Source organism: Mesorhizobium sp. CO1-1-11 (assembly GCF_020164995.1).
Lineage (GTDB): Bacteria > Pseudomonadota > Alphaproteobacteria > Rhizobiales > Rhizobiaceae > Mesorhizobium > Mesorhizobium australicum.
This window is the reverse complement of record NZ_JAIUHE010000004.1, coordinates 37,904-49,995: the sequence shown is the minus strand read 5'-3', so window position 1 is coordinate 49,995 and position 12,092 is coordinate 37,904. Positions and strand designations below refer to the sequence as shown.

Genomic DNA, 12,092 nt, shown 5'->3' with positions numbered 1-12,092 from the left:
TGCGTTCAGAGCAACAACAGGAGGCTCTGAACATGGAATTGAAAGACAAGACCATCCTCATCACCGGCTCGACCGACGGCGTCGGCCGCGTGGTGGCGCAAAGGCTGGGTGCCGCCGGCGCACGGGTGCTGGTGCATGGCCGCGATGCCACACGCGGCGACGCCACTATCGCCGCCATCGAAGCCGCCGGCGGCAAGGCCGAGTTTTTCGCGGCCGATCTCGCTTCGCTGGCGCAGGTACGACGCCTCGCCGAAGCCGTGCGCGCCAGCACGAGCCAACTCGACATCCTCATCAACAACGCCGGCGTCGGCACCGCTGGCGACAAACGACAGACAAGCGCCGATGGCTACGAGTTGCGCTTTGCCGTCAACTATCTCGCCGGCTTCCTGCTGACCTCGGAGCTTCTGCCGCTGCTGAAGGCGAGCGCCCCGGCACGCATCGTCAATGTCGCGTCCGCCGGCCAGCAGGCGATCGATTTCGGAGACGTCATGCTGACCCGCGGCTATAGCGGCGTGCGCGCCTATTGCCAGAGCAAGCTGGCGCAGATCCTGTTCACCGTCGATCTGGCCGGGCAGTTGGAAGGCAGCGGCGTCACCGTCAACGCGCTGCATCCGGCGAGCTACATGAACACCACCATGGTCCGCCAGGCGGGCGTCACGCCATGGAGTTCGGTCGAGACCGGCGCCGAGGCTATCTTGAATCTCGCCACCTCGCCCGCGCTGGAAGGGCGCAGCGGCCTCTATTTCGACGGCCTGCGCGAATCCCGCGCCGACGCCCAGGCTTACGATGCCAAGGCAAGACAACAATTGCGAAGCCTGAGCCTCGACCTCGTCGGGCTGGCTCTCCCTGAAACGAAGGAACAGCATTCATGACCAGCAACATCGAACACACGGTGATCATCGGCGGCTCATCCGGCATCGGCCTGGCGACGGCGCGCAAACTGCTCGGCCCGGGCATGAAGGTCACGATCACCGGGCGCAACCAGGACAGGCTCATCAGCGCCTGGAAAAGCCTTGGCGGAGCGGCCGACAAGGCGGCCTTCGACGCTTCGGAACCGGATGAAGTCCGCCAATTCTTCGAGCGCCTCGGCCCGTTCGACCACCTCGTTCTGGCGGCGAGCGGCGGCAAGGGCCTCGGTCCGTTCGAAACCCTCGACCTCACCGATATCGCCGGGGGCGTCGACGAGAAGGTGCGACCTCAACTCTCCTGCCTGCAGGCCGCCTTGCCGACGCTGAACAAATCGGGGTCGGTCACCTTCATCTCGGCGGTATCGGCCCAGCTCGCCACGCCGGGCGTCGCCGGCATCGGCGCCATCAATGGCATGCTCCTGACCGTGGCGCCGATCCTGGCGGTCGAGCTGAAGCCGCTGCGCGTCAACGTCGTGGCGCCCGGCGTCATCGACACGCCATGGTGGGACTTTTTGCCCGCAGAGCAGCGGCAGGCGGTCTTTGCAGACCATGCGGGGAAAACGCCGGTCGGCCGCATCGGCCGCGCCGAGGACGTCGCCTCGGCGATAGCCTTCCTCGTCTCCAACAGCTTCATGACCGGCCAGGTGCTGACCTGCGACGGCGGCCTACGGTTCGCGGCGTAAAACGTTGGAGAGTTAAAGCGACTGCGCGATCAGCGACAAAAACCTCCGCTCAGTGCGACATTGCCGACGAAGCCATTGATGCGGGATGCACGCTCCGGACCTGATGATCCCAGAAATTGTGGAACATCGGCGTCGCCACGATCAGGAACAGCACCAGCACCACGCAGGCAATCGCGGTCCAGAGGCCGACCATCACCAGCACTCCCGCGATGATCTGCGCGACAATGCCAGCCCACAACGCCAGCCGGGCCTGGGGCACGCCACGCGCGGCCACCAACCTGGTCAGGAAATCCGCGTTCTGGATGTTGCGCAGGCCGGCGAAGACAAAGGCACCGCCGAGCAGCAGGCGACCGAGAAACAGCAAGGTCGAAGGCAAATCGACAGGCATTGAACTCCCCCTTTGAAACAGTAGGGGCGCCGCCTTTCCCCGGCTGCGCCCCAACAGATGTCCGGACTGTCAGGCCGCCTTGGCGGCCGGCATCGGATGGATGGCGTGGAACGGAATGCAAAGTCGGTTCCATGTGTTGATCATGCCGATCGCGACGGAGAGCTTGACCAACTCTTCTTCCGAGAAATGCTCCAGCGTGCGCGCATAGAGTTCGTCCGGCACGCCGTTGTTGGCGACCAGCGTCACCGCCTCGGTCCAGGCCAGTCCGGCGCGTTCGCGCTCGGAGAACAGCGGCGATTCCTTCCAGGCGGCGACGAGATAGAGCCGCTGCTCGGTCTCGCCGTCGCGCCTGGCTTCGCGGCTGTGCATCTCCACGCAGAAGGAACAGCCATTGATCTGCGAGGCCCTGAGCTTGACCAGGTGCAGCAGGCTCACCTCCAGTCCACATTCGTCGACCGCCTTGTTGAGTGCCGACACGGCCTTCATGATCTCGGGCGCCTTGGCGAAGAACTGCAGCCTCTGTTTCATCGTCTTTCCTTTCACATCCTTGGGGAGGTTAATTTAGGCTTGGTTGGTTGAACTGGGTTTCTGCCGCCGTTGATGGCGCTCGACAAAGGCGCAGCTCGCGGCAAACGATCTGGGGTCGCCTTCCGCAGCGTAATCCGCCACGATGTCGGACAACTTCACCTCGGCGAGCGCTGCCCGGTAGGCGCGCTCCGCCTTGAGCATCGCGGCATTGATGCCGCAAGGTTTCACATAGGCGGAGGCATCGATCTTGACCGGACCGTTGCGGCGGATCTCGCCGCAGCGAAAAGCCGGCTCGCGCCCTTCGATGGCCAGCACGATGTCGAGCAGCGTGATGCGTTCGGCAGCCCGCGCCAGCCGGTAGCCGCCGGCGGGACCCGGCACCGATTCCAGAATGCCGGACGCCGTCAGCATGTTGAGGTGCTTCAGCAAATAGCTCGGCGACAGGCCGAAGGATTCCGCCAGCGCCGCGCCCGGCATGGTACTGTTGCCGTCGACGCTCGCCAGTGTCGCCGCGCAGTGGATGGCCGCCTCAACGCCCTCGCCCAGCTTCATAATGCTAGTCTCCAATTCGTAGATACATCATATCCTGGATAAAATTTATCTGCAATAAGAAAATGAAAAGGCGACGCCCGGAGACGCCGCTTTTGAAAGGTTGCCCTACTCCGCCGCCACCTTGGCCATCGGGTTGTTCGGGTGCGTGGTCCAGTTGGCATAGACCGGCGACACAGGTCTGCCGGTGCGCTGGTCCAACGCGCCGGCCGCAAGCGGCTCCATGGTGATGCAATTGTCCACCGGGCAGACATTGACGCACAGATTGCAGCCGACGCATTCGGCCTCGATCACCTCGAAATGCCTGACGCCGTTGACCATGCTGGTGATCGCCTGGTGCGAGGTGTCCTCGCAGGCGATGTGGCAGCGGCCGCATTTGATGCAGGCATCCTGGTCGATATACGCCTTGGCGACATAGTTGAGGTTGAGATACTGCCAGTCGGTGACGTTGGGCGTGGCGCGGCCGATAATGTCGTCGAGCGAGCGGTGGCCCTTCTCGTCCATCCAGTTTTCGAGGCCGGCGATCATCTCCTGCACGATCTTGAAGCCGTAGGTCATCGCCGCCGTGCAGACCTGCACATTGCCGGCGCCTAGCGCCATGAATTCGGCGGCGTCCCGCCACGTGGTGATGCCGCCAATGCCGGAGATCGGCAGGCCGCGGGTTTCGGGATCGCGGGCGATCTCGGCCACCATGTTCATGGCGATCGGCTTCACCGCCGGGCCGCAATAGCCGCCATGCGAACCCTTGCCATCGATGGTCGGCATCGGCGCGAAACTGTCGAGGTCGACGCCGGTGATCGAATTGATGGTGTTGATCAGCGACACCGCGTCAGTGCCGCCGGCATGCGCTGCCCGCGCCGGCTTGCGGATATCGGCGATGTTGGGCGTCAGCTTGGTGATGACGGGCATGCGCGTATATTGCTTGCACCAGCGCACCACCATTTCGATATATTCCGGCACCTGGCCGACGGCCGCGCCCATGCCGCGTTCCGACATGCCGTGCGGACAACCGAAATTGAGCTCGATGCCGTCGGCGCCGGTCTCCTCGACCAGCGGCAGGATCGATTTCCAGCTCTCCTCGACGCAGGGCACCATGATGGAGGCGATCAGCGCACGGTCGGGCCAATCCATCTTGACCTGCTTCATCTCGCGCAGATTGGTCTGCAAATCGCGGTCGGTGATCAGTTCGATGTTGTTGAGGCCGAGCAGGCGCCGGTCGGCGCCCCAGATCGCGCCGTAGCGCGGGCCGTTGACGTTGACCACCGGCGGCCCCTCTTCGCCCAGCGTCTTCCAGACGACACCGCCCCAACCCGCCTTGAAAGCGCGGATGACGTTGTAGGCCTTGTCGGTCGGCGGCGCCGAGGCCAGCCAGAACGGATTGGGCGATTTGATGCCGACGAAATTATTTCTGATGTCAGCCATGACAGGTCCCTTTCAACCGAGACGAAGGAGCATTTCCACGGGTGCAAGAATGCCGCCTTCAAGCGCGGCGGTGAGATTGGCGATCTTGGTGCGGGCATCCTCGCCCATGATCAGGCCGACGCCGGGCGGCGGCTTTTTGCCCTCGGCCTGCGCGGCGGCCATGCGGGCACGCATGGTGGCGAAGAATTCGATGGCGAAAGCGCCGCGCGGGCGCTCGGCGATTACTGAAAAGCCGCAGACGGTGGCGGCGGCTCGATAATCAGCAGGCGTGGCGACGAACGACATGGTCGCGTCGGAGGCCCATGGCAGCGGATAGGTCAGTGCTCCATCCTTGAGCCGCATCACGTCATAGACGGCAAAGACACCGCCGGGCTTCAGCACGCGGGCGGCCTCGCTCATCAGCTTGGCCTTGTCGGGAAGGTTCATGCCGACATGCAGGATCATTGCCGCATCGAAGCTGGCCTTGGCGAACGGCATGTCCAGCGCGCTGCCTTGCACGAAGCGCGTCTTGCCGGCCATTCCCACCCGTTTCGACAGGCTGGTCGCGATATCGACATAGCTTTGGGTCAGGTCGATGCCGGTGACATCGGCGCCGGCATTGTTCGCGGCAAAACGGGCCGGGCCGCCGATGCCTGAACCGATGTCGAGAAGCCGGGCTCCAGGCTTCAGCCCCATCTGGTCGATGAGTTCCCTGGTGGCGGCCACGCCGCCAATGTGGAATTCGTCGACCGCTGCGAGATCGTCAGCGCTCAGATGGTCAATTTCCACGCCGGTGTCGGCAAGCGCGGCAAGAATCCGCTCCTCCAGGCCTGAAATCTCGTAGTGACGGGCAATGCCCGGTTCCACCGTGGCCATGGTCCTTATCCCTGGGTCAGGCTCCTGTGGATGCTTTCCGCCGCGTCGCGGCCTTGCGCCACAGCCGAAACGGTCAGGTCGTCGCCACCAAAAATGCAGTCGCCGCCGGCCCAGACCTTGGCCAGCGATGTGCGCCCTTCCGCGTCGACCTTGATACGGCCGGCTTCGAGATCGATCGACGCCCCGCTGCCGTTGAGTGCAGCCGGCACGAAACTCTGGCCGATGGCCTTGAACACCTGGTCGGCAACCAGCGTCAGCGTCTCGCCGGTGCCGGCAAGCCGGTCGCCGTCGAGTGCCGTGTATTCGAGTTCGATGGCACTGACCTTGCCGCCTTCGGCAATCACCCGCTTCGGCTGCAGCCAGTGACGGATGGTGACGCCATTGGCGGCGGCCAGGTCCTGTTCGAATTCGGAGGCGTTCATATGCTCCTGGCCGCGCCGGTAGCAGATCGTCACCTCCTCGGCGCCAAGCAGCTTCGACTGCACGGCGGCGTCGATCGCCGTCATGCCGCCGCCGATGACGACGACGCGGCGGCCGACCGGCAATCCGGAGAGGTCGCTGGCCTGGCGCAGTTCGGCAATGAATTCGACCGCGTTGGTGACGCCGGCGGCATCCTCGCCATCGGCGCGCAGCGCGTTGACACCGCCAAGCCCCATGCCAAGGAAAACGGCGTCGTAATTGCGGATCAGGTCGGAGAGCTGGTAATCGCGGCCGAGCGCCTTGCCATTCTGGATGTCGATGCCGCCGATCGCGGTGACATAGTCGACCTCGGCCTGGGCAAAGTTGTCGACGCTCTTATATGCGGCGATGCCATATTCGTTGAGGCCGCCCGCCTTCGGGCGCGCCTCCAGGATGGTCACGTCATGGCCATGGCGGGCGAGCCGGTGCGCCGCGGCAAGACCGGCCGGGCCGGCGCCGACGACGGCTACGGTTTTTCCTGTCGGCTCGGCGCGCGGATAAAATTGCCTGCTCTCGCTCATCGCGACATCGGTGGCGTAGCGCTGCAGACGACCGATCTGGACCGGCTTGCCTTCCGCAACCTCGCGCACGCAAACCTCCTCGCACAGCGTCTCGGTGGGGCAGACGCGGGCGCACATGCCGCCCAAAATGTTCTGGTCGAAGATGGTCTTGGCCGAGCCGATCGGGTTACCGGTCGAGATCTGGCGGATGAACAGCGGAATGTCGATCGAGGTCGGGCATGCGTTCATGCACGGCGCGTCGTAGCAGAAATAGCAGCGGTCGGATTCGACCAGCGCCTCGTGATGATCGAGCGGGGGATGCAGGTCGGAAAAATTATCCGCGTATTGGTCGGGCAGAAGCCGGCCGCCGACAATACCCTCTTTGAACTGGCCTTCTGGCATTCTCAGTTCCCCATGTTTTCGTTTTGGGGAAGGCTAGCACGTTTTATTTTTTTATCAATTGGTCAATTTTTGGCACAAACCGTTGAAAAGACTGGAAGAAAACATGATAGTGGTATTCATGTTATGATGACGGTGACACTGGGATAAGGCCGCCACCCCTGCCATTGCCATGGATAGACCTGATTTCGTCGGCGACCAATTGCTGCAGGCGCCACAGATTGCGGTCGCGAATGCCGAATTCCTCGAGGTGGCTGACGGTGTTGTAGAGATATTCGGCGCCCGATCCGACATGGCCACAGGCCCGCGCCAGCACCCGCGCCACCCGGTCCAGCGGCTGCCCGAGCGAAGTGCCCCTGCCCGTCACCCCGACCCAGAAACCCAGCGCCCGAAGATGCCCTTGCGCCGTACGCACCGAGACCCACCTGACCGAAGCGACGCTCTCATGATCGTCGATCTCGCGCCGCAACAGCCTTTCGATCTGAGCAGTCTTCTCCCCTTCCGGCAAACGGTAGATCACACCATCGCACCGCCCGCCGCGTTCGAGCGCCATCATCAGTCCAGGCTGCGCGACGCTGCCGCGCCAGCGAACCATGTCGATGCAGAACGAGCGGTGCCAGCCATGGGCGGTGGCACGCTGGCGTTCGACGGACTCGAAAGCCGGCTTCCAGATCAGCGAGCCATAGGCGAACACCCATAGCGGCCCCGCATCTGCTTCATCGGCGAGCCGCGCGGAAAGGACCCGGAAATCCTCGTCGCTCAGTTGCGTCCAGCCGCCGCTGGGCCCGGGATCGGCCTCGTCGCGATGGCACAGTGCGACAAGCTCGGCTGTAAGTGACATCTGCCGCATGGAACGACGACCTCCTCCTCGAGGCCAAGCAAAGGCGAAAATCGCAAGACACGCAAGATTGCCAAGAGGGTGCGCCTTGCCGTTCCCGATTTCCAGCCCAGATGTCGGATTTCCGTCGTCAAGATCGTCCTAGGATGGATCGAACGACGATCGGCGCACAAAGGTGAGGAGACCGACCATGCCACAATCCCCGATGCCCTTCTTCTGGTACGAACTGATGACATCAGACCTCGACGCCGCCGAGGCTTTCTACCCCGCCGTGGTGGGCTGGAAGGCCGAGCCCTTCGATAAGGCTCCAGGCATGCCGCGCTATGTCGTCATGAATGCCGGCGAGCGTGGCGTCGGCGGCCTGATGACGATGCCTCAGGATGCCGCCAAGATGGGCATGCCGCCCGCCTGGCTGGGCTACATCCACGCCAGGGATGTCGACGCGGCAACAGCGTCGCTGGAAAAGGCGGGGGGCGCCGTTCACCGCCAGCCCGACGACATTCCAGGCGTCGGCCGCTTTGCCGTCGTGGCCGATCCGCAAGGCGCGACCTTCATGCTCCTGCAGCCGAACGGCCCCGACCAGCCCGTCGTGCCGGCCAGCACGCCGGGCCATATCGGCTGGCATGAGCTTTATACGAGCGACTGGAAGGCCGCGTTTGACTTCTATTCCAGCCAGTTCGGCTGGGCCAATGCCGGCGAATTCAACATGGGGCCGATGGGCACTTACCAGACCTTTACCGCCGGCCCCGAATCCGGCGGTGGCATCATGAACAAGCCCGAGCAGATTCCGGTGCCGGTCTGGCAGTTCTATTTTAACGTCACCGGCATCGACGCGGCCGCAAAACGCGTCACCGACAATGGCGGCAAGATCCTGATGGGACCGATGGAGGTCCCCGGAGGCAGCTGGGTCGTGCAATGCCAGGATCCGCAAGGCGCGCACTTCGCTTTGATGGCGCCGGTGCGATAAGCGCCCGCGTCAACCGCTGATATCACGCTTGCTGGCGTCGGCTTATTCCGGTGCCAGCACCGCGACCTTGAGGGTCTCTTTCTTGGCACCGCTGAACTGGACGGTGGCTTGGCCGGCCGCGAGCTTGAAGCGCACGCTTTTGCGGATGCCGGGACACGTCTTGACGCCGCTATAGCCGGACGATTTCACGGCTTTGCCGTCCTGGATAACATCGACCCAGGCCTCGCCCGACAGGCTGATCTGGATGGTCCCCTCCGGCGGCACCGCCACACTGGCGACAGCGCCGAACGTGCCTTCCGCAGGTGCGCGTTCGGGCGGCACCGCAAAGCCGGCCTTCTCGGCCGGCACCAGCGCCAGATCCGCGGCCGCCCCTACTGCCAGTGTCGCTCCGGACGGCGTTGAGGGTGCCGTTGCAAACAGCGCCTGTTCGCGCGTCACCGGCCATCTAAAGGCCTCGCAGCCGGCGTCCTCGGCCATGGCTAAACTGGTACTCACAAGGATTGCGAACAGGCTGATGGCGACTTTTTTCATGGCAAGGGGACCCACATGTGAAGAGCATCCAAATCGACGCCTACAACCAATACAACCAAACAGGCAAAAATGCAACCTTTACGAGAACAATATGAAAGGCGGGGAACATTTCCAATCACCAATTGTTGATGGCTGGCCATGGGATGTGAATGGTCCACTGCCGGGCAATAACCTATGGCCGGTCCGAGAAGCCAAACGGAGTTTTGGATGAAGCTTTTCGATGGCCTTGCCAGATACCAGCCGCAGGCGCTTGGCGTTCTGCGCATCATGACCGCGCTGCAGTTCATCGAGCACGGCACGCAGAAACTGTTCAATTTCCCCGCCAGCGACCACGTAGCCAGCGCGTTGAGCGGACTGCCGCTAGCAGCCGGCATCCTCGAATTCGTCGGTGGCATTCTGCTGACGCTGGGCCTTTTCACCCGCCCGGTCGCATTCCTTCTGGCCGGCGAAATGGCGATCGCCTATTTCATGGCTCACATGCCGCGCGACTTCTTCCCCGTCAACAACAGCGGCGATTCGGCGATCTCGTTCTGCTTCATCTTCCTCTATCTGGTCTTTGCCGGCGCCGGCGCCTTCGCGCTGGACAACCGCCGTAGCGCGTGAACCCCATGCGGGGGTGGTTCACCCCCGCATCCGTTCGAAATTCGCATCGAACAGCGGCGCCGCCTGGATTCGCGCCGCATGCCGTTTGCCGAGCAACTCGATTTCGAAGCCGTCGCTCTCCTCTGCGATCTCCTTCGGCACATAGCCGACAGCGACCGACTTCTTCGAATGATGGGCATAGCCGCCCGACGTCACCCAGCCGCGCACCGCGCCACCGAACCAGATCGGTTCGTCGCCGATGACATCGGCATCGTCGGCATCGACGATGAAGGCGCGCAGCCGCAACTTGCCGCCCTGTTTGCGCTCGGCCAGAGCCGCCGCCTTGCCGATGAAATCTGCGTCCTTGCCGTAGGCGACGAAACGATCGATGCCGGCTTCCAGCGGCCCATAGATCGGCCGGTATTCGCGCCCCCATGAGCCGTAGTTCTTCTCCAGCCGCAGCGCGTTGAGCGCGCGCGAGCCGAACAGACCGATGCCGAATTCCGCCCCCGCCGCCATCAGCGCCTGATAGGCGGCACGCTGATATTCCGGCGCCACCCAGATCTCGTAGCCGAGATCGCCGGTGTAGCTGACGCGGCCGACCAGGCACGGCGCCATGCCGACATCCATCTTGCCGACGGCCATGAAGGGAAATGCCGCGTTCGAGATGTCGGAGCGCGTGGCTTTCGCCAGCACGTCCCTGGCCTTGGGGCCGGCAATCGACAGGCCGGCAAGCTTTTGTCCCAGCGCTTCGATATGGACCGAGCCATCATCAGGCAGATGCTGCTCGAACCAGCGCATGTGATATTGCTCGGCAATGCCGGAGCCGGCCAGGAACCAGCCCTCTTCTTCCCGACCTTGGGGGCTGAGATTGGCCAGCGTGAAATCGCCGATCAGCCTGCCGTCGTCTTTCAGCATCGGGGCGAGCGTCATCCGGCCGGGCTTCGGCAGCTTGCAGGCGAGCATCCGGTCGAGCCAGGCCGCGGCCCCCTCGCCCGTCACCTTGTATTTGGCGAAGCTCGATATCTCCGACAAGCCGACGCCAGCGCGAACCGTCGCGACTTCGGCGGCGACATGGCTGAAGTCGCTCGAGCGCCGCCATGAGAATTCGTCCTTGACGCCTTCCGGCGCGTACCAGAGCGGCACTTCCAGCCCGTAGGCGACGCCCCACTGCGCACCCTTGGCCGACAACAGGTCGTAGACGGGCGTCGTCTTTAGCGGCCGCCCGGCCGGCAGTTCCTCGTTGGGGAAGCGGATCGAAAAACGCCGGGAATAGTTTTCGCGCACCTTGGCGTTGGTGTAGGCCATCGTCGCCCAGTCGCCGTAGCGCGCAACATCCATCGCCCAGATATCGGCGCCGGGATCGCCCTCGATCATCCAGTTGGATAGCGCCAGACCAACGCCACCGCCCTGGCTGAAGCCGGCCATGACACCGCAGGCGACCCAGAAGCCCGGCAGGCCGCGCACCGGCCCGACCAGCGGGTTGCCGTCGGGCGCGAAAGTGAAGGGCCCGTTGATGATCTGCTTGATGCCGGTGTTCTGGAAAGCCGGGAAATGCCGGAAGCCGACCTCGAGCGACGGCGCGATGCGGTCGATATCCGGCGCCAGCAATTCATGGCCGAAATTCCACGGCGTCTGGTATTCTGACCATGGTTTGTTGGCTTTCTCATAGGTGCCCATCAGCATGCCGCCGCGTTCCTGGCGCAGATAGAGTTCGCCGTCGAAATCGACCGCATGGATGATTTCGGTGCCGGTTTTCTGGTTCCAGGCGGCAACCTCCGGCATGTCCTCGGTGATCAGGTACATGTGCTCCATCGCCAGTACTGGCAGTTCGAGCCCAACCATGCGGCCGACCTCGCGCGCCCACAGGCCGCCGGCATTGACGACATGCTCGGCCACCACCTCGCCCTTGTTGGTGATGACGCGCCACAGCCCGTCGGGACGGCGCACGATATCCTCGACCTTGGTGAAGCGCTCCACCTCGGCGCCGAGTTTTCGTGCCGCCTTGGCATAGGCGTGGGTGACACCGGAGGGATCGAGGTGGCCGTCCTCCTTGTTGCGGACGGCGCCGACGAACTGCTTGGGATCGAGCAGCGGCATCAGTTCGGCCGCCTCTTTCGGGGAGATTTCCTCCAGCTCGATGCCAAGATAACGGCCCTTGGCGACCACCCCGCGCAGCCAGTCGAGCCGCGCCTCGGTGGCCGCAAGAAGCACGCCGCCGGTCAGGTGGACGCCGGTTGCCTGGCCCGACAGCTCCTCGATCTCCTTGTAGAGGTTGATGGTGTATTTCTGCAGCTTGGCGACGTTGGGATCGCCATTGATCGTGTGCATGCCGCCGGCCGCGTGCCAGGTCGAGCCCGAGGTCAGCTCGTCGCGCTCCAGCAGCACGACGTCGGTCCAGCCATGACGGGCGAGATGGAACAGCACCGAACATCCGACGACGCCACCGCCGATGACCACGACCTTTGCATGCGATTTCATGG

12 protein-coding genes and 1 pseudogene are annotated in these 12,092 nt (G+C 63.7%); 4 read left to right on the top strand and 9 right to left on the bottom strand.

What is annotated here, in order from left to right:
• Positions 1-32: 32 nt before the first annotated feature.
• Both LB554_RS05495 and LB554_RS05490 read left to right on the top strand, forming a co-directional pair.
• On the top strand, positions 33-872 hold the full coding sequence (locus LB554_RS05495) for an SDR family NAD(P)-dependent oxidoreductase (RefSeq protein ID WP_224583446.1): 840 nt from the start codon (positions 33-35) through the stop codon (positions 870-872).
• Positions 869-1,591 carry an SDR family oxidoreductase gene (locus LB554_RS05490; RefSeq protein ID WP_224583444.1) on the top strand — a complete coding sequence of 241 codons (723 nt, stop codon included), beginning with the start codon at positions 869-871 and terminating at the stop codon, positions 1,589-1,591. The genes LB554_RS05495 and LB554_RS05490 overlap by 4 nt, the downstream gene beginning before the upstream one ends.
• 12 nt (positions 1,592-1,603) lie before the next feature.
• On the opposite strand, the pseudogene LB554_RS05485 reads toward LB554_RS05490, so the two are convergent.
• From LB554_RS05485 to LB554_RS05455, 7 genes and pseudogenes are all read right to left on the bottom strand, one after another.
• Positions 1,604-1,979 (bottom strand): annotated as a pseudogene (locus LB554_RS05485) (DoxX family protein).
• Positions 1,980-2,048: 69 nt separating this feature from the next.
• Entirely contained in the window at positions 2,049-2,507 is a 459-nt protein-coding gene (locus tag LB554_RS05480; RefSeq protein WP_140714521.1) for a carboxymuconolactone decarboxylase family protein, read from the bottom strand.
• Positions 2,508-2,540: 33 nt separating this feature from the next.
• Positions 2,541-3,059, bottom strand: coding sequence for an RrF2 family transcriptional regulator (locus LB554_RS05475; RefSeq protein ID WP_015317148.1), 519 nt, complete (start codon positions 3,057-3,059; stop codon positions 2,541-2,543).
• 105 nt (positions 3,060-3,164) lie between these two features.
• Positions 3,165-4,478 carry an NAD-dependent dihydropyrimidine dehydrogenase subunit PreA gene (gene preA / locus LB554_RS05470; protein WP_224583442.1) on the bottom strand — a complete coding sequence of 438 codons (1,314 nt, stop codon included), beginning with the start codon at positions 4,476-4,478 and terminating at the stop codon, positions 3,165-3,167.
• Positions 4,479-4,490: 12 nt separating this feature from the next.
• Entirely contained in the window at positions 4,491-5,333 is an 843-nt protein-coding gene (locus LB554_RS05465; RefSeq protein WP_140714519.1) for a class I SAM-dependent methyltransferase, read from the bottom strand.
• 5 nt (positions 5,334-5,338) lie between these two features.
• Positions 5,339-6,694, bottom strand: a complete 1,356-nt coding sequence (locus LB554_RS05460; protein ID WP_015317145.1) for an NAD(P)-dependent oxidoreductase — start codon at positions 6,692-6,694, stop codon at positions 5,339-5,341.
• A 121-nt stretch (positions 6,695-6,815) separates the two neighbouring features.
• Positions 6,816-7,541, bottom strand: coding sequence for a gamma-glutamylcyclotransferase (locus tag LB554_RS05455; protein ID WP_015317144.1), 726 nt, complete (start codon positions 7,539-7,541; stop codon positions 6,816-6,818).
• Positions 7,542-7,719: 178 nt separating this feature from the next.
• On the opposite strand from LB554_RS05455, the gene LB554_RS05450 reads away from it, so the two are divergent.
• A complete protein-coding gene (locus LB554_RS05450; RefSeq protein ID WP_140665321.1) occupies positions 7,720-8,496 on the top strand; it encodes a VOC family protein in 777 nt (258 codons plus the stop codon).
• A gap of 42 nt (positions 8,497-8,538) precedes the next feature.
• Here the strand turns inward: LB554_RS05450 and LB554_RS05445 are convergent, their stop codons facing one another.
• Positions 8,539-9,027, bottom strand: a complete 489-nt coding sequence (locus tag LB554_RS05445) for a hypothetical protein (RefSeq protein ID WP_140615536.1) — start codon at positions 9,025-9,027, stop codon at positions 8,539-8,541.
• Between the two features lie 207 nt (positions 9,028-9,234).
• On the opposite strand from LB554_RS05445, the gene LB554_RS05440 reads away from it, so the two are divergent.
• Positions 9,235-9,630: a DoxX family protein gene (locus LB554_RS05440; protein ID WP_224583440.1), complete on the top strand. Its 396-nt coding sequence runs from the start codon at positions 9,235-9,237 to the stop codon at positions 9,628-9,630.
• A gap of 18 nt (positions 9,631-9,648) precedes the next feature.
• On the opposite strand, the gene LB554_RS05435 is transcribed toward LB554_RS05440, so the two are convergent.
• Positions 9,649-12,090: an FAD-dependent oxidoreductase gene (locus tag LB554_RS05435; protein ID WP_224583438.1), complete on the bottom strand. Its 2,442-nt coding sequence runs from the start codon at positions 12,088-12,090 to the stop codon at positions 9,649-9,651.
• Between the last annotated feature and the right edge of the window lie 2 nt (positions 12,091-12,092).

Excerpts from the sequence above, each read along its gene's own strand:
- LB554_RS05435 (WP_224583438.1), bottom strand. The coding sequence starts at position 12,090 with ATGAAATCGCATGCAAAGGTCGTGGTCATCGGCGGTGGCGTCGTCGGA.
- LB554_RS05495 (WP_224583446.1), top strand. The coding sequence starts at position 33 with ATGGAATTGAAAGACAAGACCATCCTCATCACCGGCTCGACCGACGGC.
- LB554_RS05490 (WP_224583444.1), top strand. The coding sequence starts at position 869 with ATGACCAGCAACATCGAACACACGGTGATCATCGGCGGCTCATCCGGC.
- preA (WP_224583442.1), bottom strand. The coding sequence starts at position 4,478 with ATGGCTGACATCAGAAATAATTTCGTCGGCATCAAATCGCCCAATCCG.
- LB554_RS05455 (WP_015317144.1), bottom strand. The coding sequence starts at position 7,541 with ATGCGGCAGATGTCACTTACAGCCGAGCTTGTCGCACTGTGCCATCGC.
- LB554_RS05460 (WP_015317145.1), bottom strand. The coding sequence starts at position 6,694 with ATGCCAGAAGGCCAGTTCAAAGAGGGTATTGTCGGCGGCCGGCTTCTG.
- LB554_RS05480 (WP_140714521.1), bottom strand. The coding sequence starts at position 2,507 with ATGAAACAGAGGCTGCAGTTCTTCGCCAAGGCGCCCGAGATCATGAAG.
- LB554_RS05440 (WP_224583440.1), top strand. The coding sequence starts at position 9,235 with ATGAAGCTTTTCGATGGCCTTGCCAGATACCAGCCGCAGGCGCTTGGC.
- LB554_RS05475 (WP_015317148.1), bottom strand. The coding sequence starts at position 3,059 with ATGAAGCTGGGCGAGGGCGTTGAGGCGGCCATCCACTGCGCGGCGACA.
- LB554_RS05450 (WP_140665321.1), top strand. The coding sequence starts at position 7,720 with ATGCCACAATCCCCGATGCCCTTCTTCTGGTACGAACTGATGACATCA.
- LB554_RS05465 (WP_140714519.1), bottom strand. The coding sequence starts at position 5,333 with ATGGCCACGGTGGAACCGGGCATTGCCCGTCACTACGAGATTTCAGGC.
- LB554_RS05445 (WP_140615536.1), bottom strand. The coding sequence starts at position 9,027 with ATGAAAAAAGTCGCCATCAGCCTGTTCGCAATCCTTGTGAGTACCAGT.